Origin of the sequence: Ruania rhizosphaerae (assembly GCF_009805705.1) — a bacterium.
Taxonomy (GTDB): Bacteria; Actinomycetota; Actinomycetes; order Actinomycetales; family Beutenbergiaceae; genus Ruania; species Ruania rhizosphaerae.
The window spans coordinates 58450-83245 of sequence record NZ_VSMB01000003.1 but is presented as its reverse complement, the minus strand read 5'-3'; the positions used below and the strand labels follow the sequence as shown (position 1 = coordinate 83245).

Sequence of the window (24796 nt, the reverse complement as noted above, 5' to 3'; positions counted from 1 at the left end):
ACGACCATGAACCGAATCCGAGGCGCGGCCTTCGCCGCTACTACCGCCGCCGCCCTGCTGCTCGCCGGATGCTCTGGCGGCGGTCCCGGCGAAACCGACCCCACCAACGTCAACCCCGAGGGTGAGATCGAGGCCCGGGAGATCTCCTGGCTGCTCTCCCGCCCGGCCGACGGCGGCGTGATCACCACGATAGAGCAGATCGCCGCCGACTACGCCGCCGAGCACCCGGGATTCTCACTCAACCTCATCTCCACCCCGGACCGGCCCTCCTACATCCAGCGGTTGGAGACCCTCGCGGCAGCGAACGAGCTACCTGAACTTTTCGATATCGACGCCACCCCGTTCGCGGCCACGCTGGCCGAGCAGGGCCGGATGATGGATGCCGAGGCGCTGCTGACCGACCTGGGTCTGTATGAGGACTACCGGCCGGCGGCCCTGAACTATCAGCGTTTCGACGACGGCTCGCTGCACATGATCCCGTTCGAGTTCCAGGTGGAGCTGTTCTGGTACAACACGGCGCTCTTGGATGGGGCCGGGGTGCAGGTGCCTGAGACGCTCGACGACTTCCCGCAGCTGTGCCGCGGTCTGCGCGAGGCCGGTATCACCCCGATCGCACTGGACGGGCAGGACCAGTGGCCGCTCGAGCGGTACATGGCCTACTACCCGTTCCGTACCTCCGGCAACGATTTCGTGCGCGACCTCAAGCGAGGCGAAGCTCAGCTGGACAGCGAGGACGGGCGGGCCGCCGTCGAGTGGATGGCCTCACTCGGAGAGGCGGAGTGCTTCGGTGAGGGCTTCTCCTCCACCGGGTACGCAGACGCGCAGGCCGCCTTCACCTCGGGCCGCGCCGCCGTCTACAACATCGGCACCTGGGAGCTGGCGAACCTCGCCACGGAGAACCTGAACGCCGAGGTGCGTGACGACGTCGACTACTTCACCCTCCCCAGTACTCCGGGAGCGGTGACGGGCGCGGACGAGTACGTCTCGCCGTCGGGAATCGGCATGGCCGTGAACGCGGCCACCTACGACCCACTGGTGCGCGACTTCCTCGCCTTTGCCCTGGAGCGTTACCCCGCCTTGTACGCCGAGACCGGGGCGCTGTCCCCCACCACCACAGTGGAGACCACCATCCCGGACAACGCCACGGAACTGTACGAGCGTGCCGTCGCCGAAGCCGACTCCGTCGGTGAGCTCAGCGCCATGCCGTGGGACACCCAGCTGGACCCCACCTCGAACTCCCGGTTGCAGCAGGAGCTCACCCTGCTCGTGCAGGGCGAGATCACCCCCGAGGAGTTCATCGCCACCATGGATACCACCATCGCCGAGCACGGCACCGCTGCCTTCGAGTGATTGACTCCGCCGGAGCTGCGCGCCCCGGCGGGTTCGGTAAGGACACCTCATGCTTCCGCACCGTTCGAGAACCGCTGTTCTCGTCTTCCTGCTGCCGCCACTGCTGCTGTACGGCATCGCGGTACTCGTGCCGATCGTGCAGTCGCTGGTACTGAGCTTCTTCAGCTGGGACGGCATCACCGCGATGGAGTTCGTGGGCCTGGACAACTACGTCCGGATGCTCACCCGGGACGACATCTTTTGGACCGCCTTCGTCAACTCCCTCGGCTACCTGGCCATCTGCCTGATCCTGCAGCTGGGCGGTGCCCTCGTGGTGGCCAGCCTGCTGATCGGGCTGCGCCGCGGGCGTGAGCTGGTCAAGACGCTGTACCTGCTGCCCGCGGTCATCTCCACGGTGGCGATCGCATTCCTGTTCCAGCGGATGTACGCCCTGGAACCAGTGGGTTTGTTCAACCAGGCCCTGGCCGCGATCGGGCTGGACGGGCTGCAACGGGCCTGGCTCTCCGATGTCGGCACCGTCCTGGCGGCGGTCTCCATCCCCGAGGGGTGGCGGTTCACGGGCCTGTACATGCTGATCATCTACGCCGCACTGATCGCCGTACCCGCGGAGCTCGAGGAGGCTGCTCGTCTGGATGGAGCGAGCCGGTGGCAGTTGTTCACCAAGATCCGCTTCCCCTACATCCGCCCGGTGTGGATCACCACCACGATCATGGCCACCACGTATGCGCTGCGCGGCTTCGACATCCCGTACCTGCTCACCAATGGCGGCCCCGGGCAGGCCTCGGAGCTGGTGACCACCTACATGTACAAAACGGCGTTCAGCCACACCGACTACGGGTATGCGAGCACGATCTCGGTGTTCATCGTGATCGAGTGCCTGGTGGCGGTCGGGCTGATCATCATGCTGCTGCGCCGGAGGGCTGACGCATGAGTGCTCGCAGGCAACGACTCGACGTGCATCGCGCACTGAACACTGTGGCGGTCGCGCTCATCGTGATCGTGCAGGTCTACCCGCTGGCGTGGCTGTTCCTCACCGCGCTGCGCACCGAGCAGGACTTCGCCTCCAGCAACCCGTTCTCCCTGCCCGGAGAGGTGACGCTGGACAACTTCGCGCGGGCGTTCGAGACCGGCAACCTCGGGCTGAACATCCTGAACAGCCTCGCGGTGACCATGGGCGCCAACGTGCTGATCGTGCTGCTCGGGATGATGGCGGCCTACGCTCTGGAGGTGCTCGGCTTCCGGCTGCGGGGCGCCGTCCGGGCGATCTTCCTGGTGGGGATCATCGTGCCGGTGCAGATCGCACTGGTGCCGTTGTTCATCGACTACGCCTCGGTGGGGCTGCTGGACACGCACGCCTCGATGATCGTGCCGCTGGCCGGGTTCGCGCTGCCGATGTCGATCTACCTGTTCTCCGCCTTCTACCACTACATCCCCGGCGAGACCTATGAGGCGGCCTCGCTCGACGGTGCCGGTCCGTACCGGATCTTCGGCCAGATCACATTCCCGCTCTCGCTGAACACGATCGTCACGATCGTGCTGGTGAACAGCATCTTCATCTGGAACGACTTCATCTTCGCGAACACGTTCGTGCTCTCCGATGGGCTCAAGACCATTCCCCTGGGCCTGCAGAACTACATTGGTGCGATGGGCAACGTGGACTGGACGGCGACCTTCGCTGCCGTCTGCGTGACGATCACGCCGCTGATGCTGGTGTTCCTGGTGCTGAACAAGGCGATGATCCAGGGTTTGGAGAGCGGGGCGGCGAAGGGATGAGTCCAGTGAACGAGGGCCGACGGCGTCCGGTCACCTTGAAAGAGGTCGCTGCCAAGGCCGGGGTGTCCGTCTCGGCAGTGTCCCTGGTGGCGAACGAGAAGAAGAACGCCCGGATCGGGGAGGCCACCCGGGCGCGGGTACTGCAGGCGATCGAGGATCTCGGATACCGGCCGAACGCGCTGGCCAAGAATCTGGTGCACGGCCAGTCACGCTTCATCGGGCTCGTCGCCGACGCCATCGCCTCCACCCCATTCGCCGGCCAGATCATCCACGGCGCCCAGGTGGAGGCGTGGCGGCGCGGCTACGTGCTGCTCGTGGCCAACAGTGAGGGCAACGCCGAGGCCGAGAACCAGGCGATCTCCATGCTGCTCGAGCACAAGGTGCACGGCATCCTCTACTCCACGTGGTATCACCGGCAGATCGAGCTGCCGGTCGGCCTCAGCGAAGCCGAGACGGTACTCGTGAACTGTTTCGCCGACGACGGGCCGCTGGCGGTGGTCCCTGATGAGTTCGACGGCGGCCGGGCGGCGGCGCAGCTGCTGATCGACGCCGGCCACGAGCGCATCGCGTTCATCAACACTGTGACTCCCTCCCCGGCACGCGAGGGCCGGCTGGCCGGATACCGGGCAGCGCTCGCCGACGCAGGGATCGCGGTAGACCCGGCGCTGGTGCTCGATGCCGACTCCGCCCAGGAAGGCGGGTACGCCAGCGTCGAGGCTGTACTCGCCAGCGGTGCCACGGGCGTCTGCTGTCACAACGACCGGGTAGCGATGGGCCTCTACGACGGCCTACGAGAGCGTGGCCTGCGGATCCCGGCCGACCTCTCCGTCGTCGGGTTCGACAACCAGGAGATCATCGCCGCGCACCTGCGCCCGGGTTTGAGCACGGTGGCCCTGCCGCACTACGAGCTCGGTGTGGCCGGGGTGCGTGCTCTCCTCGACGGCGGACCTGAGGCGTCCGAGCGGCTCACCATCGCGTGCCCACCGGTCGTGCGCGAGTCGGTCCGCTCACTCGCCTGACACCCACCACCCGATCGCACACCCACCACCCAGACCGCCGACCCACGGACCCAACGTCCAGGCAACAACACAGGCTGAACCTTGGGTCCGGTCACGGAAGGTCGGTCGGGGCCGGTGAGAGCGGAGCGCGATGCGTATCCCGGTGGCCGCACGACCGTTAGGCTCGCCCCGAAGAGCCACGTCGCAGGAGGCAGCATGCAGCAAGTCAAGGCAGTGATCGCACGGAGCAAGGCCGCTCCGGTCGAGCTGGTCACCATCAACGTTCCCGATCCCGGCCCGGGTGAAGCCGTGGTCGCGATCAAGGCGTGCGGTGTGTGCCACACGGACCTGCACTACCGCGAGGGCGGGATCAACGACGAGTTCCCGTTCCTGCTCGGGCACGAGGCGGCCGGTGTGGTGGAGGCGGTCGGCGAGGGTGTCACCTCGGTGGCTCCCGGTGACTTCGTGGTGCTGAACTGGCGCGCGGTGTGCGGGCAGTGCCGGGCCTGCAACCGCGGTCAGGCGCAGTACTGCTTCGCCACGCACAACGCCACCCAGAGGATGACCCTCGAGGACGGCACCGAGTTGAGCCCAGCACTGGGTATCGGGGCCTTCGCAGAGAAGACGCTCGTGGCGGCGGGCCAGTGCACGAAGGTCGATCCGTCGGCGCGGCCGGCGGCGGTCGGGCTACTCGGCTGCGGCGTGATGGCCGGGATCGGCGCGGCGATCAACACCGGCGCCGTCACCCGAGGCACGTCGGTCGCCGTGATCGGTTGCGGTGGCGTGGGTGCCGCCGCGATCGCCGGATCCGCGCTCGCCGGCGCCAGCCCGATCATCGCGGTCGACATCGACGACTCCAAGCTCGAGAAGGCGACGTCGCTCGGCGCCACCCACACGGTCAACTCCTCCCAGGAGGACCCGGTGGAGGCCATCAAGCGCATCAGCGCCGCGACCTACCCCGGTGCTGAGGGTGCGGACGTGGTGATCGAGGCGGTCGGGCGCCCGGAGACCTGGAAGCAGGCTTTCTACGCGCGTGATCTGGCCGGCACGGTGGTGTTGGTGGGCGTTCCCACCCCGGACATGCAGGTCCCCGACATCCCGCTTCTTGACGTCTTCGGCCGCGGTGGCGCGCTCAAGTCCAGCTGGTACGGCGACTGCCTGCCGAGCCGCGACTTCCCGATGCTCGTCGACCTCTACCAGCAGGGGCGGCTTGATCTGGACGCCTTCGTCACCGAGGAGATCGGCATCGACGGTGTGGAGGCCGCGTTCGAGAAGATGCACCATGGTGACGTGCTGCGTTCGGTGGTGGTGCTCTGATGGCCGCGCGCGTGGACCACGCCGTCACGAGCGGCACGTTCAGCCTCGATGGTGGCACGTTCGAGGTCGACAACAACGTCTGGGTGGTCGGGGACGACACCGAGTGCGTGGTGATCGACGCCCCGCACTCGGTCGAGGACATCCTGGCCGTGGTGGGTGAGCGGACGGTCACGGCGATCGTGTGCACCCACGCCCACGACGATCACGTGCGCGTGGCACCTGACCTGGCCGAACGGACCGGAGCGCCGATCTGGCTGCACCCGGACGACGAGCCGCTGTGGGAACTCACCCAGGCCTCCCACCGGTGGGACGACAACCTGGCCGACGGTCAGGAGATCACGGTCGCGGGCACCACATTGCAGGTGCTGCACACCCCGGGTCACGCACCCGGGGGTGTGTGCCTGTACGCGCCGGAGCTCGGCTGTGTCTTCACCGGCGACACGCTCTTCAACGGTGGGCCGGGCGCCACGGGCCGGTCCTTCTCGGACCTGCCCACGCTCGAGGCCTCGATCCGGGCGAAGCTGTTCGCCCTGCCGGAGGAGACGGTGGTGCACACCGGTCACGGGGAGGACACGACCATCGGCGCGGAGGCGGAGAACCTGGGCCGGTGAGGCCGCCGTCCCGGAAGGCAGTCCCGTTCCCCGTACCGGCCCACACACGACGGCGTCCCTCACCCTGCGCCGAGACGTCACCGTGAGTGGCGGCTCACCTGAGCCGCCCCCTGGACGCCGGTGGCGCACCCTCGGCGCCTGGGTGCTGGGACTGGTGGTGCTCGCCACCTGCCTGCTGGTGGGAGAGGTGCTGGTCGCCGTCAGTGGGCTACGCCTTCCGGGCACGGTGGTGGGCCTGATCCTGGCGGTGGGGGCGCTCGCGCTGGTGCACCGCGGCACACAGACCGCGGCCCGGGTGGTGCGGGAGTCGACCCTCACAGTTGCGCGGCCGGCGAACCGGCACCTGCAGCTGTTCTTCCTGCCTGCGGCGGTCGGGATCACCAGCAGTGTCGCGCGGGTGGCTGAGCATCTGCTGCCGATCGGACTCGCGCTGGTGTCGACCTTCCTCGTCCTGCTGATCGGGATCGGCCTGCTCGCCCAGCGGCTGCTGCGGGGACCGGACGGCACGCGGGGGGCGGGCCAGTGACGGTAGCGGTGGAGATGGTCGTGTGGACCGGAGGCACGGTGCTTGCCTACCTGGCCGCACTGTGGCTGTATCGCCGCTGCGGTCGCCAACCGCTCCTCTCCCCCGTGGTGACCGCCACGCTGGTGCTGACCCTGATCCTGGAACTGACCGGCACGGCGTACCCGGACTATCTCGCCGCCGTGCTGCCGCTGACGATCGGCCTGGCGCTGGCAACGGTTGCGCTGGCGGTGCCGCTACACACGGCGAGTAGCGCGCTGCTGCCGTTGTGGCGGCGGCTGCTGGTGTTGTTCGGGTGCGCTGCAGCGCTGGCGATCACGCTCGCTACCGTGCCCCTCACTGTCGCCGGAACCCCGGACGCTGTCTGGGCCTCAGCCCTCCCGCTGTCGGTGACCACCCCGGTCACGGTGGAGATCTCGGCTCTCATCGGTGGCGACCCCTCGCTCTCGGCCGGGTTGGCGATCTGCTCCGGAATCCTCGGCGCGGTGTTGGCTCCGCGGCTGCTGACCCTCGTCGGTGTGCACGACCTGCGTGCCCGGGGAATCGCCATCGGCGTCACCTCCCACGGGATCGGCACCTCGCGGGTGTTGCTGGACGAGCCGGAGACGGGGGCGTGGTCGAGCGCCGCGATGGTGGTGCACGCCTTGGTGATGACGGCCGCGGCGCCCTTGGTGGCACGCCTGCTGTAAGTAGCCCGAGACTGCCTCACACCTGCCCGGCTTCATGAAGCCGCCATCCCTGCGCAGTCCACTCCAGCGCGAGCCCGAAACCCATGGCGTACTCCGGATCGGTTCGCACCGGGCCGGTAACGTCGAAGACCGTGCTAGGCCCCACGAGGACGTCGAGAATGACGATGTAGCGGACCTCGCCGGTTGACGGATCGTACTCCACGCTGCCGCTGCGCGCCGTCGTCTCGAACCAATCGCTGACCACCATCGAGCCGTCGGCCTCCAAACTTGCGACCGTTTCACGGAGGGTGTCGCAGAACTCGCAGGTGGGCGTGCACCACCGGTCGAGCTCAGCCATCCCCCCACCGGCCCAGGCGTACAGCATCAAGCCCGCCACATAATGGGCGGCGGCTTCGGCCCCGTCGAGGGACTCCTGCGACATCGCCTCCGGTGGCTGCGGTTCCTCAATGATCGGAATCTCCGCGTCCGGCGCGTTCGCCGATTGGCTCCCCTCGTCGGCAGCATGATCGATGGCACCGGCGTCTGCTCCACGAGTAGTAGGCGCGACATCCGGTTCGTTCGAGCACGCGGTCAGCGTCAGTAGCGCGACGATCAGGACTCCCAGGGCCCGGCACCGGGCGGCGTCGATTGGCATGCTCCCAGCGTGGCAAGCAACGTTCGTCTCTGCAGAGGGCCTGTGGACAACCGTCGCCGCACCGTCGCCAGACAGCGCCACACTTGCCGGCCACGGATCGAAATCGATTGCAGTCGAGATGGCGCCAGACTGCTGAATCGCATATCGTACGACGGTGGTGACCATCTACGACGTCGCAGAACGGGCCGCGGTGTCGCCGGCCACTGTCTCCCGGGTTCTGAACGGAAAATCTGTCAAGGCCGAGCTCGCGGCACGTGTGCTGGAGGCTGCCGATACGCTGGCCTACGTACCGAACCGGACCGCTCGGACGCTACGTCGCCGCCACTCCGAAGTGATCGCCCTGATCATTCCCGACGTCGAAAACCCTCTATTCACAGCACTGGCTCGCGGCGTCGAAGACGTCGCCCGCGAAGCGGGCTACTCCCTCGTTCTGTGCAATAGCGACGATGACCTCGCGAAAGAACGTGAATACCTCGACATTGCGATCTCTGGGGACATGGCAGGGGTCATCATCGTCCCCGCGGCTGGCGAGAGTAACGTGGATCTTCTGCTCGCCAAGGGCCGCGCTGTGGTTGCGGTCGACCGACCCGTCGCCCACGGCAACGTGGACACCGTCGTCTTCGACAACGCTCGTGCCGGCCACGATGCAACGACGGTGCTGTGGGAGGCCGGATATCGCAGAATCGCGTGCATCACAGGGCCAAACGACGTGCGCCCAGCGGTCGATCGCGCCATGGGATGGCAGGCGGCGATGCTGGGGTTCGACTCGACCTTCCCCGCGGTCACGTATCTCCGGCACGGAGATTTCCGAACTCGCGGCGGACAGGAGATGATGCTCGATCTGTTGCAGATGGACGAACCACCAGACGCCGTTGTTGCCGCGAACAACCTCATCGGCGTCGGCGCGATCAACGCCATGGCGCAAGCGGGCACTCTGCCGCCAACAACAGGTATTGCCGTCGTCGGAGGCTTACCTTATGCACTTCCTTTCGGTCACCCAATACCGGTCGTACATCTGCCCACGCGTCATATCGGCATGAGCGCTGCGCGCATCCTCCTCGACCGCCTGAGCGGTTCCCAGTCTCCCGTCAGCACGGTCGTGCTACGTGGCGAGCTCACACCCCCCACTCCGGCGTAGCAGCGACACCACGCCGGCGAACGAACCCGCCAGCGACCCTCCCAACCGCGCTCCGATCGGACGGGCAAACCCTCGCGCCTTGTGTCAGCAATCGATTTCTGTATACTCGTGCCGACGGACACGTTCCATGGAGACGAGGCCAGTCCGGACGGGTACGACAGCCGCCGTCACCCCTACCCACGGCGGCTGGGTTCGACATCCGGCCGAGTCCCACGACGAACCGACCGCACGAGTTGGCTCTCCCGCCAACGAAGCACCACAGACCACTCATCAAGGGCGCGTCGCAGCGTCCGTGGGGGTGGTCACCGTCACCTGCACGAACCGATTTCGCGAAGGAGCGAGCGATGCATACGACACGAAGGACCTGGATCACGGCCCTGGCAGCAGCGGTCACCGGAGGATTGGTGCTCTCGGCCTGCTCCGGGGGCGATGCGGACGCCGAAGGCGGCGACTCCTCCGGACCGACCACGCTCACAATCGCCAACTGGCAGTTCAATGACACGGAGAAGGGCCGCACCCTCTGGGCCGCGATCGAGGACTACTCCGGCCCGGACGAGAACATCACGCTGGAGAACGTCGGCTCGGCGTTCGGCAACTATGCCGACCGTCTCAACACGATGCTCGGTGCCGGTGAAGGACCCGACGTGATGATCATGCTCGAGGCCCAGGCCCACGAGCTGGCAGATGCCGGACTGCTCGAGCCCCTCGATGACATCGCCGAGGAGATGGGCGATTCCCTCAACGGCACCAACGAGTCGGGCGTCATCCTGGATCAGCAGTACGGCTTCAACTGGGAACGCCCGACGTACAACACGATGATCTACAACCAGGACGTGCTGGACGCGGTCGGGGCAGAGGTACCGACGACCTATGACGAGTTCATCGACGTCTCTGAGACGATCCGCGACTCCCAGGACGCCTTCGACCTTCCCCAGGAGGTCTTCGGCTTCGCGGGCCGCCACCAGACCAACGAGCTCAACGGCTGGATTCTGGAGATGGCCAACTGGATCTACGGGCACGGCGGCGAGCTGAGTGACGGCTCCGAGCTCACGATCGCCAGTGACGCCAACGTCGCGGCGGTTCAGGCACATCTCGATCTGTTCGCATCCGGAGTTCCCCCGCTCGGTGACGACGCCTCCACCTTCCGCGCGAAGTTCGGTCAGGGCCAGATCGGGATGTCCTTCGAGAACTCCGGTGTCGCCACCACGATGGCGACCGACCCGGACAACGTGATCGACGGCACCAACCTCGGCGCCGCGCCGCTGCCGCTGCCGAACCCGGGTGGTCACTCGCAGCTCCTGATCACTGTGAACGCTGACAGTGAGAACGTCGAGGCCGCGAAGGACTTCATCCGCTGGTTCCTCACCGATGAGGCTCAGGAGGCCATCCGACTCGGACACGGTGCCAGCGCGCTGGCCACTGACGTCCCGCTCGACCCGGAGTTCGCCGAGGCCAACCCCTGGGCCGAGCAGTTCATCGAGAGCGCGTCGGACTCGCGGTCCACACTCGTGGCCGGCTTCGAGCTGGACAGCGTGATGATCTGGCGTGAGTTCCTCACTGCGGTCGAGGAACTGCGCATCAACGGCGGCGACATCCGCGAGTCGCTCGAGCAGGTGCAGGAAACAGTCGAGGCCGAGCTCGGCCGCTGAGGCTCACGCTCGGCATCCAGCCACCAACAGGAAGGCACCCCATGACAGCGGAACCCGCGAGCAGGACGACGTCGCGGTTTCGGCCCACAGGGTCCACCGGCGCCCCCCACTCCGGGGGGCGCCGGCCCCCAGGGGCTTCACCTCGCCCTCGATCGTTCCTTCGCCGCCTGCGTGACCAGTTCGGCATCTACCTCTTCCTGCTGCCGGCTGTCGCCTATCTGTGCGTCTTCACTGTCTATGCACTGATTCGCGGAGTCATGCTGAGTGTGACCGCCACCCGCCTGGTCAATCCGGACGGTGGCCGTTACGTCGGCGCTGAGAACTTCCAGTACCTGATCGCCAGTGACCCGTTCTGGCATTCGGTCGTGACGACGCTTCTCTACACGGGGTTCACCGTCATCGCCGTCGTGCTCCTGGGCACCGCAGCCGCGGTTGCGCTCGACGCCCGATTCTTCGGACGGTCCGTCGTCCGGGCCATCGCCACCATCCCGTGGGCGATTCCGACAATCGCCGCCTCGCTGATCTTCGCCTGGATCTACAACGACCAGCAGGGCATTCTCGGCCAGGGAACCCGTGCCCTCGGGCTGGGACAGCCCGGATGGCTCACCGATCCGGACTGGGGCCTGTTCTCGGTCACGGTGGCAACGGTGTGGAAGGCGTTCCCGCTGGCCATGCTGGTGATGCTGGCGGCGCTGCAGAGCGTCCCCCACGAGCTCAAGGAGGCCGCCTGGATCGACGGTGCCACCCGCTGGCAGACGTTCCGGGCAGTCACACTGCCTCACCTCGCTCCCACGATCCGGGTCCTCACACTGCTGATGACCATCTGGTCGATCCGCCGCTTCGAGATCATCTACGTGATGACCGGGGGCGGTCCGATCGACGCCACCAACACACTCGTCGTCAGCATCTACAACACCGCCTTCGCTGACCAGCACCTGGGCCGGGCTGCCGCGATCGGAGTACTCGCCCTCGGACTGTCCCTGACCGTGACGATGATCTACTTCGTCGTCGAACGGCGTCGTGAAAGGAAGGGCGAGAGCTGATGACCGCCACCACGCCCACCCGTATGCGCCCCACCGGTGCACACGCCATCTCTGCCGGACGCACGCTCGGCCGCATCCTGGCGATCGGCCTGCTCGTGGTCTTCGCCGGTTTCCCCGTCTACTGGATGATCAACACCTCGCTCAGCACCAATGCAGACCTCTACGGGACCGGCCAGACATTCTTGCTCGATCTGACCAACGTGACCGGCTGGTGGCCGATGATCGAAGGGGTGCCGCTATTGCTTTGGCTGCGCAACTCCGCCGTGATCGCCAGCGGGACGGCACTGCTGAGCCTGTTCCTCGCGCTGTCAGCCGCCTACGCTCTCAGCCGGTTCCGGTTCTACGGCCGCGGCATCGTGGGCTTCCTCTTCTTCTCCACCCAGATGCTCCCGGAAGCCCTCATCATCGTGCCCCTGTACGCACTGTTCGCCGGCTACGGGCTCTTGAACAACCACGGCGGCCTCATCCTGGCCAATGTCGCGTTCGTCATGCCGGTCGCCGTGTTCATCCTCAAAGGCGCGATCGACAAGGTGCCGCACGAGATCGAGGAGGCCGCGCGAATCGACGGCTGCTCCCGCGGGCGCATCCTCCTGAGCATCGTTCTCCCGCTGGTCCTTCCGAGCATTGCCGCGGCAGCGATCATCGTGTTCTTCGACGGTTGGAACGAGTTCCTGTTCGCGAACACGTTCATCTCGAACGCCGACCTGTGGCCGGCAACGGTCGGCCTGTCCTCCTTCCTCGGCGAGTTCTTCACCCCGATGAATCAGGTCATGCTCTGCGCGATGCTGTTCGCTCTTCCCGCGATCGCCTTCTTCCTGTGGGCCCAGCGAGGAATCGTGGCCGGGCTCACCTCTGGATCGGTGAAGGGCTGACGCCAGCCTCCGGCAACCGAAGAATCACCTCGACCCGAAAGGACATCATGGAAGACCTCTTTTCCGTCAAGGACCGCGTGGTGCTCGTCACTGGCGGTATGGGACAAATCGGCGCGGAGTTCGTCAAGGAGTTTCACCGCCGCGGAGCCCGCGTCGCAGTTGCCTCCCGCACCACCTCGCAGGAACGTCTGGAGTCGGCTTTCCCCGAAGAGCATGCTTCCGGCCGTCTCCTGGGCGTCGCGATGGATATCACCTCCAAGGAGAGTGTGAATCTGGCGCTCGACGAGATCGAGGGTGAGTGGGATGTGCCAGACGTCGTGATCAACAACGCCGGTCTCGACACCCAGCCCAGCGCACCGCCAGAGGTCTCCGGACCGTTCGAGGACTTCCCTGTCGAAGTCTTCCGCGAGGTGGTCGACACGAACCTCGTCGGCACGTTCCTCGTGATGCAAGCGGCAGGCGCCCGGATGCGCAAGGCGGACAAGGGCGGCTCGATCATCAACGTGGGTTCGATCTACGGCATGCTCTCCCCCGTTCAGGACATCTATGCCTACAAGGAGGAACTCACCGGTGTGCCGTTCATCAAGCCTGTGGCCTACTCGGCCGCGAAGTCGGGTCTGTACAACCTGACCCGCTACGCAGCCACCTACTGGGGGCGCCACGGTATCCGGGTCAACACGCTCACCCCCTCGGGAGTGCGTCGCGACACGCAGGACGCGCAGTTCCAGGCCAACTACACCGCGCGCATGCCGCTCGGGCGGATGGCGGAGGCGAACGAGTTCAACGGTGCCGTCGTGTTCATGGCTTCTGACGCGTCGCAATACATGACCGGCGCCAACCTCATCGTCGACGGCGGATGGACCGCATGGTGACCCGACCCGATCTCGGTGTGGTGATGGCCGCCATCGTCACGCCGATGGGTCCGGACGAATCGGTCAACACCGACGCCCTGGCACATCTCGTCGACCACTATGTGGATCGGGGTGTCGAGGGAATCTACTGCAACGGCTCCTCCGGCGAGGGGCTCCTGCTCTCTCCCGAGGAACGCGCTGAGGTCACCCGCACTGCCGTCGCTGCCGCGGCCGGACGGGTACCGGTCATCGCGCACATCGGCACCCTCCGGACGCAGGAGGCGGTCGAGCTGGGCCGGGCCGCACTGGGTGACGGTGCCACGGCGGTCTCGATGATCCCGCCCATTTACTATCCCTATCCGGCGCAGGCGATCATCGATCACTACCGGGCGGTCATGGACGCCGTCGATCTGCCGATGATCCTCTACAACGTCCCAGCGCTCACCGGGCACGAGTTCACCGAGCACTCTGCCGGTGCCCTGCTGAGCGACCCTCGTGTCGCAGGGGTGAAGCAGACAGCGCACAACATGTACACGCTCGAGCAGATGCGTGCCACCTATCCCGACAAGATCTACTTCAACGGGTTCGACGAGGTGTTCCTCTCGGCCTTGGCGGCCGGGGCGCGGGGCACCATCGGGACAACGGTCGGCCTTCAGCCTCGCCAGTTCCTCACTCTTCGTGACAAGTTCAACGCAGGCGATCTGGACGGCGCACGGACGATCCAGTCGCGCATCAACGCCGTGGTACGTGAGATCGTCGACGTTGGCGTCTTCCCGGCTGCGAAGTACCTCGCGGGACGCGGGATCGGGGATATGGGCCCGTGCCGCCGCCCGCTTCCCCGGCTTTCAAGCGATGACCTGGCCCGGCTCGACGCGCTCGCTGAGCTGATCGACCACCAGGACGAATTGACCCGCCAGGAAGCCTGACGGTGGGCGGGGACACACCACCCGCCCACCGCAAGTATTCGTCAGCTCACGGTGCCGGTGGCCGGCAGATCAGCACCTCGCCGTCCCCAGTCAACGTCAGTTCCCCCGCGGCGTGCGGCGCCACCGCGGTGGCGCCCTGACGAAGCGCGGTCGTCCCAGAGGCATCCGTCACCTCGATCTGCCCGTCCAGCACGATCACGACGGCGAAGCCCGCCTCCACCTGCACCTCACTCTGGACGCGTTCGCGCCCCAGGCGAAAGTACGGGTCGGCCGCGGCCGGGAACACCGACGGCCCGTAGCCGGCCGGGCGCACGAGCTCAGCCATCTCCTGCGGTGTGCGGGCACGACGTTCCATCGCCTGCAGTGCCAGGTCGTACCCGATCCCGAGATGACCGTCCTTCGGCCCGTCGATCGGGTAGCCCTTCCATTCGAGCATCAGCGAGAAGTCCTCCGGCTCCTGCAGCTCCACCAGGAACAATCCGCCCCCGATGGCGTGCAGCACCCCGGCGGGGACCAGCACGACATCGCCGGGATTCACCTGCACCTCGTGCATGAGTCCCAGGATCTCCTCGGCATCCTGGCGCTCCAGGACGCCGGCGAGCTCGTCGGCGGTGAGGTCCTGCTTCAGGCCCAGGTGCAGGCTGCCGCCCGTGAGTAGGAACCACGCCTCGGTCTTCCCGTGTGGTGCGGCGAAGTGCGCCTTGGCGAACGCCCGGTCGGGGTGGGCGTGCACCGGCAGCCGCTCCCCCGCATCCAGCAGCTTGACCAGCACCATCGCGTCCGCTCCGTAGGCGGCCACGTGGTCCGGACCGAGCCACCACTCGGGCTCGGACTCGATGGCGTCCTTCAGCAGCCGCCCGTCGGGTAGTCGCGTCAGTCCCACCGGCGCCTCGCCGTAGACGCAGGTCATCGAGCCGACCCAGTCCTCGGGTTCGTACTCGCCGACCCCGGCCTCGCCGCGCAGGTCCGCGAGGCTGCGTCCGCCTCGGTAGAAGCGCTCGGGTGGGCGGTTGGCAGCAACCTCGACGATCACGCGTTCACTCCTTCGCTGTGTCGCTCGCCTGCGTACGCCGCGAGCAGGCCGCCGACGAAGGTGTCGCCGAGGCCGATGGTGGTGGGGGTGTCGGTGCGCAGCTCGAGCGCGGGCACGCACGTGACGTCGTCGGCCTGCTCCAGCTGATGGGCTACGACGGCGGAGCCTGCCTGCACGGGAAGGGTCGCCGTCCGTTCGTGGTCGGCTCGGGTGGCGCCGTCGCCGACAAGGTAGCGCGTCCCCGCGGCCACGACACCCGCCTGCAAGGCTGGGCGCAGCTGCTGTGCCCGCGGCCCGAGGGCGGCGGCCCAGTGCTGGGTGTGCACCACGAGGGTGCGTGCGCCGATCTGTGTCTGCGCCTCCCGCAGGGCTCCCTCGACGGCAGCCGCGTCGTGCAGATCAACGGTCCGGCCTAGGTGGCCGAACAGCTCATCCTCGTTCATGCTGATGACGTCAGCGAGCTCGGCCATGGCGGCGAGCACCTGCTGGCCCAGGGCGGGCACGTGCTGGCCGGCATCCTCGAAGAAGACGAGTCCGCCGTCGGGCATCTGATCGATGACGCGGGCGATGCGCCGCAGGCGGTCTGCTACCAGGCCGGCATCCTGCATGCTGTTCAGGCCGGTCACCAGCAGCACGTTCAACGAGGGCGCGACCTGCTCGATCTCGTCGCTGAGCACCAGATCCCGGTTAGGCGGGTCGTTGACGTAGATGAGGCGGTTCGCCTTCGGTGCCGTCACGTCCAGCCGGTCGGTGCGCACCCGCGCCCCCTGGCGGAACTGCACGATCACATGCGGGTCGAGGGAGTCCTCACTCGCACTGCTCAGGCAGTGCACGCCAGCGGGGAGCAGGTCGCGCATGATGTCGTTGGTGCTGACAAGGTGCACCATGCTGGGGATCCCGAGGGTCTGCATGACCAGTGCGGCGCGGATACCGGTACCGCCGAGGGTCCAGCGGTGGTCGAATCTGGCCGGGAACGTCTCCAGCACGGAGGCGGAGGCCACGAATCGCTCCCCGCCGTGCCCGGCGCGAGCGAAGGCGAGGATGGAGATCACCAGACTGCGTTCGTCGGTGATCTCGATGGCGGTGTCGAGTTCGTCGTCGGTGATGCCGTGCTCAACCGCGAGGCGGGTGAGCACGGCATCGTCCCAGGTGATCTCGACGTCGACGTTGCCGCCGAATCCGAGAAGAACCTCCGGCGTCATGTCTCAGACCCGCGCCTGCACGCCGCTGATTCCCGGCACGCTGGAGGCCTGGCCATCGGCGCCGAAGAGCCGGATCTTGTGGGCGGCGACCTCCTTCATCGCCTCGATGCAGCGGGGCTGGATGGCGTTGGGTTCGCGCACCTTCGGATCCGCCAGCACGGCGCGCATCTCGTTGTGGTAGGCGACCTTGATGTCACTGGAGATGTTGATCTTGTTGATGCCGAGCTTGGCGGCCTGGCCGATCTCGGCGTCCGGGTTGCCCGAGCCACCGTGCAGGACGAGCGGGATCTGCACAGCCGCCTTGATCTCGCGCAGCAGGTCGATCTTGATCTCCGGGGTGACCTCGGGCGGGAACAGCCCGTGGGAGGTGCCGATGGCCACGGCGAGGCTGTCCACACCGGTCTGGCGGATGAACTCCACCGCTTCCTCCGGGGTGGTGTAGATGATTTCCTTGGCGCCTGCCTCGCCGTAGCTGTCGGCGGCGCCGATCGTGCCGAGCTCGGCCTCCACACTCACACCGACAGCGTGCGCGGTCTCGACGACCTTCTTGGTGATCCGAACGTTCTCCTCGAAGGAGTCCATCGACCGGTCGATCATGACCGAGGTGAATCCGACCTGGATGGCGGTGAGCATCTGCTCGTAGCTGGCGCCGTGGTCCCAGTGGATGGCGACCGGGATACTCGAGCGGTGCGCCCGCTCCCGGATGGCTGCCACGGCGTCGCGGCCGAAGTGGGCGAGCTCGTCGGGGTGGATCGCTGCGATCAAGGGGGCCTGCTCGGCCTCACTGATCTCCATGACCCCGTTGAACATGGCGTAGTCGCTGACGTTGAACGCCGGAACGGCGTAGTTCCCCTCGTGGGCTGCGGTCAGCAGAACGTTTCCGGTGGTGAGCACACTTTCTCCTTGTGGTGGTGGTGAATTCGATCGGTCAGTTCTTGACCGCGCCCGAGGTCAGGCCGCTCATGAAGAAGCGCTGGAAGAACAGGAACAGGGCGAGAACGGGAATGGAGCCGAGAATGCTCATCGCCATGATCTCGTTCCACTGGAACGAGTGCTGGCCCATGAGCAACTGCAGTCCGATCGGCACGGTCCGCATGGATTCGCTGCTGGTCAGGGTGAGAGCGAACAGGTACTCGTTCCAGGCGATCATGAACGTGTACACGCCCACGGAGACGATCCCGGGCACCGAGACCGGTACCAGCACTCGCCAGAGTGCGGTCATCGAGCTGCCGCCGTCCACGCGGACCGCTTCGTCCAACTCCCGTGGGAGGGAATTCATGTAGCTGGTCATCATGATGATCGCGTACGGCAGGGTGAACAGCATGTACGTGAAGATCAGACCGGGATAGGTGTCGTACATCTTCAGGGCGACGATGATCCCGAAGTAGGGAATCAGCACGGTGATCGGCGGCACGGCCTGCACGCTGATGATGAGGAGCTTCAGCGGGTGCTTCATCCGGAACGTGAACCGGCTGAACGCATAGGCCGCATGGATCGCCACCACGAGTGTGAGGATCGTGACGCAGATCGCCACCACATAGCTGTTGATGAAGAACCGCAGCCGGCTCGGGTCGCTCAGGATCGCCAGGTAGGCGTCGAAGCTGAAGGACTCCGTGAGCAACCTGGGTGGGAACTCGAAGATCTCGCGGTTGGACTTGAACGAGCTGGAGAGCATCCACAGCACCGGCAGGCCGGCGAACCCTGCTCCGGCGAGCAGACCGATCCAGATGAAGATGCGTGCCGGGATGTCGCGAGCCGAATTCTTCGGGTTCTGCTGGTACTTCGGGTTCTTGGGCGTCGGTGCCTTGGTGGCGACAGCGGTCATGACTCCCTCGCCTTCTCGTGCCGCACGTAGAAGAACGCGAGCACCATCGAGACGAGCAGAACAAGGACGGCGCTGGCGGAGGCGAGGCCGAACTCGTAGTCGTCGAAGGCCAGTTTGTAGGTGTAGGTGGAGAGCATCTCGGTGGAGCTGAGCGGTCCGCCCCCGGTGGTCATCCAGATGAGCGCGAATTGCTGCGCGGAGGTCCAGATCATGTCGAGCAGCAGCAGGCTGACGATGATCTGCCGCAGCTGCGGCAGGGTCACGTGGAAGAACTGCTGCACCGGGGAGGCGCCGTCCACACGGGCGGCTTCGTACAGATCACCGGGAATGCCCTGCAGCCCCGCGAGCAGGCTGACCATGAAGAACGGGTAGCCGGCCCAGATGTTGATGACTGTGACGGTGCCGAGCGCGAGCCGCGGGTCGGCGAGCCATTCCACATCGGTCGAGAGCAGGTAGTTGATCACACCGCTGGGTGCGAGCAGCATCCGCCACAGCACGGCGATCACGGCCACGGTGAACAGCCATGGCATCACGTAGATCGCGCGGAGCACGGCCCGGCTGGTGACCGAGACGCGCTTGCTGTTGAGCAGCATCGCGAAGGTGAGCCCGAGGATCATGTGCGCCACCACGCTCACCACGGTGAACACCACGGTGTTGCGCAGCGCGATGTGGAAGGTCGGGTCGGTGGCAATCTCGATGAGGTTCGCCGGCCCCACGAACTCGGGGTCGGGGTTGGTCACCACGTTGTCCATGAAGGCGTAACCGATCACCAGCACGATCGGCAGCACCATCAGGACGGCGAGCAGGATCAGTGTGGGTGAGAGGAACGCCAGGGGTTCGAGGGCGCGGCCGAGGTGCGAACGCCGCCGAGGCGCCGATGCTGCAGAGGTTCCCGACGGCGGAGGGTCGCCCGGGCCTTCCGGCCTCGCTGTCGAGGCGGGTTCTGATGCGAGGGGTGTGATCATGGTGGTCCCCGTCCCCCGCCCGCCACGTGTGCGTGGCGGGCGGAGTCTGGGTTGCCTCCTAGAACTCGTCGGACCAGGCGGCCTGGGTCTGGTCGAGCATCTGGGTCACGTCCTGGTCACCGTTGAGGGTGGCCTGGAGCTGCTCGGCGAACGAGCGCATCAGCTGTTCCGCTGCGGGGAGCCCGGAGAACTCGTTGACCGGTGTGGTGTTCTGGTAGATCTCGAAGGCGTCGGCCATCAGCGGGTCGTCCTCGACGAAGTCCGGTACGGCTTCGGTGTTGCCGGGGAATCCGTTGGCGATGGTGGACAGGTCCCCGTTCGTCTCGGTCTCCATCAGGTACTCGATCAGCGCGAATGCCTCTTCGGGGTGCTCGCTGCTCTCCGAGACGCCGATGCCCCACGAGGCGTAGGTCAGACCGGAGTCACCGCTGAATCCCTCCTCGGTGGGGATGGCCGAGACGCTGAAGCTGAGGTCGGGGTTGGTCTCCTGCAGGAGGTTGATGTGCGCGAGCGAGGAGATCATCATCCCGACGCGGCCGTTGGTGAACTCCTCGACCTTGTCCTGCTCCTTCATGGTGAATGAGCCCGGTGCCACGGCGCCGGCGTCCCACAGCTGCTGGACGTACTCGATCGCTGCGGTCATCTCCGGGTTGGTCAGGTCGGGCTGACCGTCAGAGAGCATCGATCCGCCGGAGGACCACACCCAGGGCATCACGTCGTTGAGCACGCCGTTGGGCTGCTCGAGGGAGAGGGGCAGTGCCCAGCCGGTGGTGTCGCCACCGAGCTCGGAGATCGCGACGGCGGCGTCGAGGAACTCCTGACGCGTGGTCGGCGGGGCGTCCACACCGGCCTCGGCGAGCAGGTCGTCGTTGGTGAACAGCGGGTAGATGAAGTTGACCACCGGGATCATGTAGGTGGAGCCATCCACCTGGACCTGGCTGGCGAGCTGGCTGTCGTCGTAGCCGTACTCGCTCATCAGGGCGCTGAGGTCGGCGATCGCACCCTGGTTGGCGAAGTCGTTCACCCAGACCGCGTCCAGGCCCATCACGTCGGGCATCGTTCCGGATGCGGAGCCGGCGAACAGCTGCTCCTGGGTGGAGGCGTAGGGCGCCGAGACGAGATCGACGTTCACGCCGGGGTTCTCCTCCTCGAATCCGGCGATGATCTCGGCGAATGCGCCATCGGGGAGCTCAGGCTCCCACCATTGGGCGAACTCGATGGTGACGTCGCCGTCGGCGCCGCCGCCGCCATCGCTACTGCAGCCTGCGGCCGCGACAAGACTCAGTGCGGCGATGCCGGCCATACCGGCAACCCGCGTGCGTCGAGCACCAGTGCTCATGTCGTACTCCTGTCGTCTTCGTCAGTGCACTTCGCATGGCTTCTGCACCCTTGTGCCGCTCCATGCTGTTTTGTGCTGTGTTCTGCGACCTTAACGCCGGATGAACAGATGCGTCAAGCAGTGGGGCGAATGGCGTCGTCACGAAGCACGTGCGGCACCGGCGACGGTCCGGATCCTGCCGTGAGAGTGCGACTTCATGGCAGCGCCCGCGCGCCGGATGCGAACCGTGACCTCTGGGAGACTGCTCACCTCTGCCGGGCTCCACCGGGCCGAGTGCACCGCAAGACCGGGCACAGATCTGGATCTGATGCGCCGTTTCATGCCGCTTTCTGCGGCGAAGTGACAAGCGTTGTGCTACCAATGGGTGCATGTCATCTGCAGATGTGGACACTCAGGACCGTTCCCGCCACCTGCCGGCCCACCGGCGCGGGGCGTTGACGGATTTCGTGGCCGAGCGTGGTCAGGTGGCCGTCGGGGAGCTCGCCGAGCGGTTCGGTGTGTCGATCGACACCATCCGCCGGGATCTGGATCAGTTGGATGCGGACGGACTGCTGATCCGCACGCATGGGGGTGCGGTGAGCAAGTCGGCGGCGCCGGTGGGCGATCGCAAACTGGATCTTCGGCTGCGGATGCACACCGAGCAGAAGGAGGCGATCGCCGCGATGGCGGCGCGGCTGGTCCAGGACGATTCGGTGATCATGCTCAACGGCGGCACGACGACGCTGGCGGTGATGCGGCATCTGCGCGACAAGCGGGGACTGACGATCGCGACGAACAACCTGCGCATCCCGGCGGAGCTACCGACGGGCATGGAGTGCGAGCTGTACGTCTTCGGCGGGCATGTGCGCACGGTCGCCCAGACGACCACAGGTGCTGTGTCGTTCGCCGTGACGAACCGGCCGGACGAGATCACGGTCCGGGCGGACATCGCGATCATCGGTGTCGGTGCGGTCGCGACGAGTGGGTTCTCGACCAGCAACGTCGGCGACGCGGCGATGATGGCCGAGATGATGGATCACGCCGAGCAGGTGGCGGTGGTGGCGGACTCGTCCAAGTTCTCCAGGCACCTCTTCGCGCAGATCGCCTCCCTGGATCGGGCGACCTACCTGGTGACCGACATCGCTCCCCCGCCACCCATCGCCGCAAGCCTCGAGGAGGCCGGGGTCTCGGTGATCACACCCTGAGCTCGTACACGGGTGCCCGGCGTGGCGTGGTGCGGTCAGAAGATGACGGGAATACTGCCAACGCTTGCGTATTTGGGCCTGCTTGGCAGTATGACCGTCGATTTCATCCCAGCCGGGCCAGGTGAGGTCAGTTCCGATCGGCCTGCGGACCCGGCACCAACCGGGTCCTGACTTCCAGCACCTCGAACGGATCAGACACGCTCGTGGTCTGCGCCGTCCCCGCAATCGGGATCCACGGACCCTGACCAGCGACCTGGAACTCCCCCACCCATGTCGTCGTCAATGACACCCGACGCTCCTCGGCCACCGCACTGTAGGCATGAGCGACCGTGTGATCAGGGAACGGCAACCCCGGATCAGACGTCACCACCGGATCCGACCCATCCCCGAAATCCCAGGCAAACTCCACCGGAGTCGCCCGGACCGCCACGTCAAACCCCAACACCTGCGTCGAGAGCACCTGCGCCTCACCCGAGGTGTACGCAATCGTGTCCAGATTCACCACCGTCCACGACTGCCCCTCCGGCTGCACCCGCACCTGCGCAGGCACCAACGGCAACTCAACAAAATCAGATGCCGACACCGAGATGATCACCGGCTCAGGCGCATCCGGCTGCTCCTCATCCGCATCGACCGGCTCCTCATCAGTCGGCCGATCATCACACGGCACCAAGCCCGCTACCGGCGCCGCATCATCAGTGACCACACACATCCCATCCGGACCATCAATGGACACCGGGACACCGATCTCTACTGCTGGCACAGCCGCGGCACCGTCCAGTTCCGGGATGACCTCCCGAATGTGGCTCTCCTGTTCGCGAGAAGTCCGCGCCCCGACGTCGTAGCCAGACGCTTCCGCATCAACATCAATCAGCGGTGGAGGCGCCTCACCTTCGCTCCCTGGCGAAGTAGTAGCCGAAAGACTGATCGGAAGCGCAAGGGTGAGAGCGAGAGCCGACGCGATCACTCCCCATCACCATCCACCAGGACTCCCAGCACCGACCATTCGCCATCGCGCCACACCATCGAAAGGCTGAAAGCTGGCTTGTCTGTCTGGCCATATGGCTCCCGGGAGCCATCCGAGAGAACCCACTCAGACTCCGCGAACCGAACACCGAACTCGATGTCATAGACCCCATCCTCATATGGGCCTCCTCCGTCGCTGGCGTAAATCTCGACCTCTCCCCCGACCGAGTAGCCCCCATCAGCATGCAACTCAGCCGCACGATCGCGCACGTTGCTACAGAATCCACACCCCTCATCACTGAGCGCGTCCCACTCATCAAAATCACCCGAGGCGTACACGTACGGATACAACTCAACGAAATACTCCGCCGCCGCGATCGCCCCCTCCACCGACTCCTCCCCCATCTCCACCGGACGCTCCGGCGGATCTACCTCCGGCCGCTCGTCGTCGGCTCCTCAGTCGGCTCACCCGAATCCGAAGGCGACGCACTCGTCGAGGTGGGCTCCGCCGTCGGAGTTGGCTCAGTATCGGATGGCGTACACGCCGCCAGCACCACCCCCACACCCAACGCGAGCACAGCACCACGCCACCCGACCCACACGCTCCCCCGAGAAATCATGCGCACGAGACTGCCACAGGTCACCGCAGCGCCGCAGGCCCCTTGTGGATAGTCCACCCACCGGGTCAGGCAATCCCACCCCGCTGCACCGGCGCCGTCTCCGGGGCCCGCAACCACGGCAACGTCGCCGCGAGCGCCACCACCCCGGTGACCGCGAATGCCCAGCCGAATCCTGCCTGATCGGCCACCACGCCGATCAGGATGGGGCCGAGGATCGCCCCGGAGTCCTGCGCCATCTGGAAAGCGGCCAGCACCTTGCTCCCGTTGCGGTCGCTGCCCACGACGTCGGCGAGTGACGCCTGCTGCGCGGGATTGAGCAGACCCGCGCCCACTCCCGAGAACACCGAGACAGCGAGCAGTGCCACCAGCGAGGTCGCCACGCCCATCACACCAAGTCCAAGTGCGGTCATCACCAGCCCCGTCAGCACCACCGGTCGACGCCCGGCCGAATCGGCCCACCGCCCGGAGATCTGTAGCGCACCCGCCGTCCCGACCGACGCACTGGCGAGCGCCGCACCGGCCACCCAGGTGGCGTCGTGCACGGCAACGGCCAACTGCGGTAGCACGGCCACCCGCACCCCGAAGTTGCACCACCCGTTCGCGAACCCAGAGACCAGCGCCGCCCGAAAGGTCCGGTTCGCCCACGCCTGTGCCACCCGCATCGGCGGCCGTTCGGGCTCATCCGGCGCCGGGCGCATCCGCGCTCCCCGCAGCCGCACGGCCACGATCGCCGCCGCGACGAACAGGAACACGGCGTACACCACGAACGGCACCCGGAGCCCCAGCTCGGCCAGGAGCCCGCCGAGCACCGGCCCAAGCATCCCGCCGAGCAGGAACGCCGTCGCGTACGCCGATGAGCACCGGCCCCGGATCTCCGGCGGCGCGAGTCGCACCACCATCGCCATCGCGGAGACCGTGAACATGGTCGATCCGATGCCGCCCACCCCGCGCAGCACCAGCAACTGCACGTAGGACTGGGCGAACGCCGTCGCAAGCGAGCTGAGCGCCACGACCACGAGCCCGGTCAGGTACACCGGCCTCTCACCCAGGCGCGCCACCAGCGCCCCACCAGCGGGAGCGAACACGAGCCGGAAGAAGGCGAATGCGCTCACCACGACCGAGGCGGCGGCCACACCTACGTTGAAGGACCGGGCGTAGGCAGGTAGCACCGGAGACACCAGCCCGAACCCGATCGCGATCACGAACGCGGCGACCACCAGTACCTTGATCTCGGCGGGGATGGCGGGCCTGGTCACGGTCATCGAGTCTAGGCAGCCCACGACGGCGT

At 66.6% G+C, this 24796-nt stretch carries 24 protein-coding genes and 1 pseudogene; 15 read left to right on the top strand and 10 right to left on the bottom strand.

The genetic code is table 11. The features are described from left to right. Positions 1-6 precede the first annotated feature (6 nt). From FV560_RS05900 to FV560_RS05865, 8 genes are all read left to right on the top strand, one after another. Positions 7-1350 carry an ABC transporter substrate-binding protein gene (locus FV560_RS05900; protein WP_159620453.1) on the top strand — a complete coding sequence of 448 codons (1344 nt, stop codon included), beginning with the start codon at positions 7-9 and terminating at the stop codon, positions 1348-1350. A 49-nt stretch (positions 1351-1399) separates the two neighbouring features. Then, on the top strand, positions 1400-2281 hold the full coding sequence (locus FV560_RS05895; RefSeq protein ID WP_159620451.1) for a carbohydrate ABC transporter permease: 882 nt from the start codon (positions 1400-1402) through the stop codon (positions 2279-2281). Continuing rightward, complete coding sequence (locus FV560_RS05890) at positions 2278-3123, top strand: carbohydrate ABC transporter permease (protein WP_159620449.1); 846 nt, start codon at positions 2278-2280, stop codon at positions 3121-3123. The genes FV560_RS05895 and FV560_RS05890 overlap by 4 nt, the downstream gene beginning before the upstream one ends. Then, the gene (locus FV560_RS05885) at positions 3120-4142 is read left to right on the top strand and encodes a LacI family DNA-binding transcriptional regulator (RefSeq protein WP_159620447.1); all 1023 of its coding nucleotides are present in this window, start codon (positions 3120-3122) and stop codon (positions 4140-4142) included. The genes FV560_RS05890 and FV560_RS05885 overlap by 4 nt, the downstream gene beginning before the upstream one ends. A 195-nt stretch (positions 4143-4337) precedes the next feature. After that, positions 4338-5438 carry an S-(hydroxymethyl)mycothiol dehydrogenase gene (locus FV560_RS05880; protein ID WP_159620446.1) on the top strand — a complete coding sequence of 367 codons (1101 nt, stop codon included), beginning with the start codon at positions 4338-4340 and terminating at the stop codon, positions 5436-5438. Next, positions 5438-6049, top strand: coding sequence for an MBL fold metallo-hydrolase (locus FV560_RS05875; RefSeq protein ID WP_159620444.1), 612 nt, complete (start codon positions 5438-5440; stop codon positions 6047-6049). The genes FV560_RS05880 and FV560_RS05875 overlap by 1 nt, the downstream gene beginning before the upstream one ends. Before the next feature lie 82 nt (positions 6050-6131). Continuing rightward, positions 6132-6575: a CidA/LrgA family protein gene (locus FV560_RS05870; protein ID WP_159620442.1), complete on the top strand. Its 444-nt coding sequence runs from the start codon at positions 6132-6134 to the stop codon at positions 6573-6575. A gap of 20 nt (positions 6576-6595) precedes the next feature. Next, a complete protein-coding gene (locus FV560_RS05865) occupies positions 6596-7261 on the top strand; it encodes an LrgB family protein (RefSeq protein WP_159620440.1) in 666 nt (221 codons plus the stop codon). A 16-nt stretch (positions 7262-7277) separates the two neighbouring features. Here the strand turns inward: FV560_RS05865 and FV560_RS05860 are convergent, their stop codons facing one another. Further along, positions 7278-7895 (bottom strand): DUF6318 family protein, encoded by a 618-nt coding sequence (locus FV560_RS05860; RefSeq protein ID WP_159620438.1) that lies wholly within the window; start codon positions 7893-7895, stop codon positions 7278-7280. 157 nt (positions 7896-8052) lie between these two features. On the opposite strand from FV560_RS05860, the gene FV560_RS05855 reads away from it, so the two are divergent. From FV560_RS05855 to FV560_RS05830, 6 genes are all read left to right on the top strand, one after another. After that, positions 8053-9033: a LacI family DNA-binding transcriptional regulator gene (locus FV560_RS05855; RefSeq protein WP_235019953.1), complete on the top strand. Its 981-nt coding sequence runs from the start codon at positions 8053-8055 to the stop codon at positions 9031-9033. A gap of 344 nt (positions 9034-9377) precedes the next feature. Beyond that, on the top strand, positions 9378-10682 hold the full coding sequence (locus FV560_RS05850) for an ABC transporter substrate-binding protein (RefSeq protein WP_159620434.1): 1305 nt from the start codon (positions 9378-9380) through the stop codon (positions 10680-10682). 257 nt (positions 10683-10939) lie between these two features. Beyond that, positions 10940-11725: a carbohydrate ABC transporter permease gene (locus FV560_RS05845; RefSeq protein WP_200837551.1), complete on the top strand. Its 786-nt coding sequence runs from the start codon at positions 10940-10942 to the stop codon at positions 11723-11725. Beyond that, positions 11725-12597: a carbohydrate ABC transporter permease gene (locus FV560_RS05840; protein WP_200837550.1), complete on the top strand. Its 873-nt coding sequence runs from the start codon at positions 11725-11727 to the stop codon at positions 12595-12597. The genes FV560_RS05845 and FV560_RS05840 overlap by 1 nt, the downstream gene beginning before the upstream one ends. A 47-nt stretch (positions 12598-12644) precedes the next feature. Beyond that, the gene (locus FV560_RS05835; protein WP_159620430.1) at positions 12645-13469 is read left to right on the top strand and encodes an SDR family oxidoreductase; all 825 of its coding nucleotides are present in this window, start codon (positions 12645-12647) and stop codon (positions 13467-13469) included. Beyond that, positions 13466-14374: a dihydrodipicolinate synthase family protein gene (locus tag FV560_RS05830; RefSeq protein WP_159620428.1), complete on the top strand. Its 909-nt coding sequence runs from the start codon at positions 13466-13468 to the stop codon at positions 14372-14374. The genes FV560_RS05835 and FV560_RS05830 overlap by 4 nt, the downstream gene beginning before the upstream one ends. Positions 14375-14420: 46 nt before the next feature. On the opposite strand, the gene FV560_RS05825 is transcribed toward FV560_RS05830, so the two are convergent. Genes FV560_RS05825 through FV560_RS05800 form a run of 6 tightly spaced genes read right to left on the bottom strand, consistent with a single transcriptional unit; the run spans position 14421 to position 20738 of the window. Continuing rightward, a complete protein-coding gene (locus FV560_RS05825; RefSeq protein ID WP_159620426.1) occupies positions 14421-15407 on the bottom strand; it encodes a class I mannose-6-phosphate isomerase in 987 nt (328 codons plus the stop codon). Next, a complete protein-coding gene (locus FV560_RS05820; protein ID WP_159620424.1) occupies positions 15404-16609 on the bottom strand; it encodes an ADP-dependent glucokinase/phosphofructokinase in 1206 nt (401 codons plus the stop codon). The genes FV560_RS05825 and FV560_RS05820 overlap by 4 nt, the downstream gene beginning before the upstream one ends. Before the next feature lie 3 nt (positions 16610-16612). Then, complete coding sequence (locus tag FV560_RS05815; protein ID WP_159620422.1) at positions 16613-17503, bottom strand: ketose-bisphosphate aldolase; 891 nt, start codon at positions 17501-17503, stop codon at positions 16613-16615. A 34-nt stretch (positions 17504-17537) separates the two neighbouring features. After that, entirely contained in the window at positions 17538-18434 is an 897-nt protein-coding gene (locus tag FV560_RS05810; protein WP_159620420.1) for a carbohydrate ABC transporter permease, read from the bottom strand. Continuing rightward, the gene (locus tag FV560_RS05805) at positions 18431-19399 is read right to left on the bottom strand and encodes a carbohydrate ABC transporter permease (RefSeq protein ID WP_159620418.1); all 969 of its coding nucleotides are present in this window, start codon (positions 19397-19399) and stop codon (positions 18431-18433) included. Before FV560_RS05805 ends, FV560_RS05810 begins: the two co-directional genes overlap by 4 nt. A 58-nt stretch (positions 19400-19457) precedes the next feature. Then, entirely contained in the window at positions 19458-20738 is a 1281-nt protein-coding gene (locus tag FV560_RS05800) for an ABC transporter substrate-binding protein (protein WP_159620416.1), read from the bottom strand. Positions 20739-21106: 368 nt separating this feature from the next. Here FV560_RS05800 and FV560_RS05795 point away from each other — a divergent pair, with 368 nt between their 5' ends. Further along, positions 21107-21922: a DeoR/GlpR family DNA-binding transcription regulator gene (locus FV560_RS05795; protein ID WP_159620414.1), complete on the top strand. Its 816-nt coding sequence runs from the start codon at positions 21107-21109 to the stop codon at positions 21920-21922. A 127-nt stretch (positions 21923-22049) separates the two neighbouring features. Here the strand turns inward: FV560_RS05795 and FV560_RS05790 are convergent, their stop codons facing one another. From FV560_RS05790 to FV560_RS05780, 3 genes and pseudogenes are all read right to left on the bottom strand, one after another. After that, positions 22050-22628 carry a hypothetical protein gene (locus tag FV560_RS05790; protein WP_159620412.1) on the bottom strand — a complete coding sequence of 193 codons (579 nt, stop codon included), beginning with the start codon at positions 22626-22628 and terminating at the stop codon, positions 22050-22052. 257 nt (positions 22629-22885) lie between these two features. Continuing rightward, positions 22886-23302 (bottom strand): annotated as a pseudogene (locus FV560_RS05785) (DUF6318 family protein); the annotation flags it as partial. A 271-nt stretch (positions 23303-23573) separates the two neighbouring features. Further along, positions 23574-24770: an MFS transporter gene (locus FV560_RS05780; RefSeq protein ID WP_159620408.1), complete on the bottom strand. Its 1197-nt coding sequence runs from the start codon at positions 24768-24770 to the stop codon at positions 23574-23576. Positions 24771-24796: the final 26 nt, after the last annotated feature.

What these genes read in the sequence shown, in the direction of transcription:
- FV560_RS05835 (WP_159620430.1), top strand. Translation starts at nt 12,645, where the DNA reads ATGGAAGACCTCTTTTCCGTCAAGGACCGCGTGGTGCTCGTCACTGGC.
- FV560_RS05820 (WP_159620424.1), bottom strand. Translation starts at nt 16,609, where the DNA reads ATGACGCCGGAGGTTCTTCTCGGATTCGGCGGCAACGTCGACGTCGAG.
- FV560_RS05885 (WP_159620447.1), top strand. Translation starts at nt 3,120, where the DNA reads ATGAGTCCAGTGAACGAGGGCCGACGGCGTCCGGTCACCTTGAAAGAG.
- FV560_RS05845 (WP_200837551.1), top strand. Translation starts at nt 10,940, where the DNA reads ATGCTGAGTGTGACCGCCACCCGCCTGGTCAATCCGGACGGTGGCCGT.
- FV560_RS05890 (WP_159620449.1), top strand. Translation starts at nt 2,278, where the DNA reads ATGAGTGCTCGCAGGCAACGACTCGACGTGCATCGCGCACTGAACACT.
- FV560_RS05800 (WP_159620416.1), bottom strand. Translation starts at nt 20,738, where the DNA reads ATGAGCACTGGTGCTCGACGCACGCGGGTTGCCGGTATGGCCGGCATC.
- FV560_RS05850 (WP_159620434.1), top strand. Translation starts at nt 9,378, where the DNA reads ATGCATACGACACGAAGGACCTGGATCACGGCCCTGGCAGCAGCGGTC.
- FV560_RS05805 (WP_159620418.1), bottom strand. Translation starts at nt 19,399, where the DNA reads ATGATCACACCCCTCGCATCAGAACCCGCCTCGACAGCGAGGCCGGAA.
- FV560_RS05810 (WP_159620420.1), bottom strand. Translation starts at nt 18,434, where the DNA reads ATGACCGCTGTCGCCACCAAGGCACCGACGCCCAAGAACCCGAAGTAC.
- FV560_RS05900 (WP_159620453.1), top strand. Translation starts at nt 7, where the DNA reads ATGAACCGAATCCGAGGCGCGGCCTTCGCCGCTACTACCGCCGCCGCC.
- FV560_RS05840 (WP_200837550.1), top strand. Translation starts at nt 11,725, where the DNA reads ATGACCGCCACCACGCCCACCCGTATGCGCCCCACCGGTGCACACGCC.
- FV560_RS05880 (WP_159620446.1), top strand. Translation starts at nt 4,338, where the DNA reads ATGCAGCAAGTCAAGGCAGTGATCGCACGGAGCAAGGCCGCTCCGGTC.
- FV560_RS05875 (WP_159620444.1), top strand. Translation starts at nt 5,438, where the DNA reads ATGGCCGCGCGCGTGGACCACGCCGTCACGAGCGGCACGTTCAGCCTC.
- FV560_RS05780 (WP_159620408.1), bottom strand. Translation starts at nt 24,770, where the DNA reads ATGACCGTGACCAGGCCCGCCATCCCCGCCGAGATCAAGGTACTGGTG.
- FV560_RS05795 (WP_159620414.1), top strand. Translation starts at nt 21,107, where the DNA reads ATGTCATCTGCAGATGTGGACACTCAGGACCGTTCCCGCCACCTGCCG.
- FV560_RS05895 (WP_159620451.1), top strand. Translation starts at nt 1,400, where the DNA reads ATGCTTCCGCACCGTTCGAGAACCGCTGTTCTCGTCTTCCTGCTGCCG.
- FV560_RS05860 (WP_159620438.1), bottom strand. Translation starts at nt 7,895, where the DNA reads ATGCCAATCGACGCCGCCCGGTGCCGGGCCCTGGGAGTCCTGATCGTC.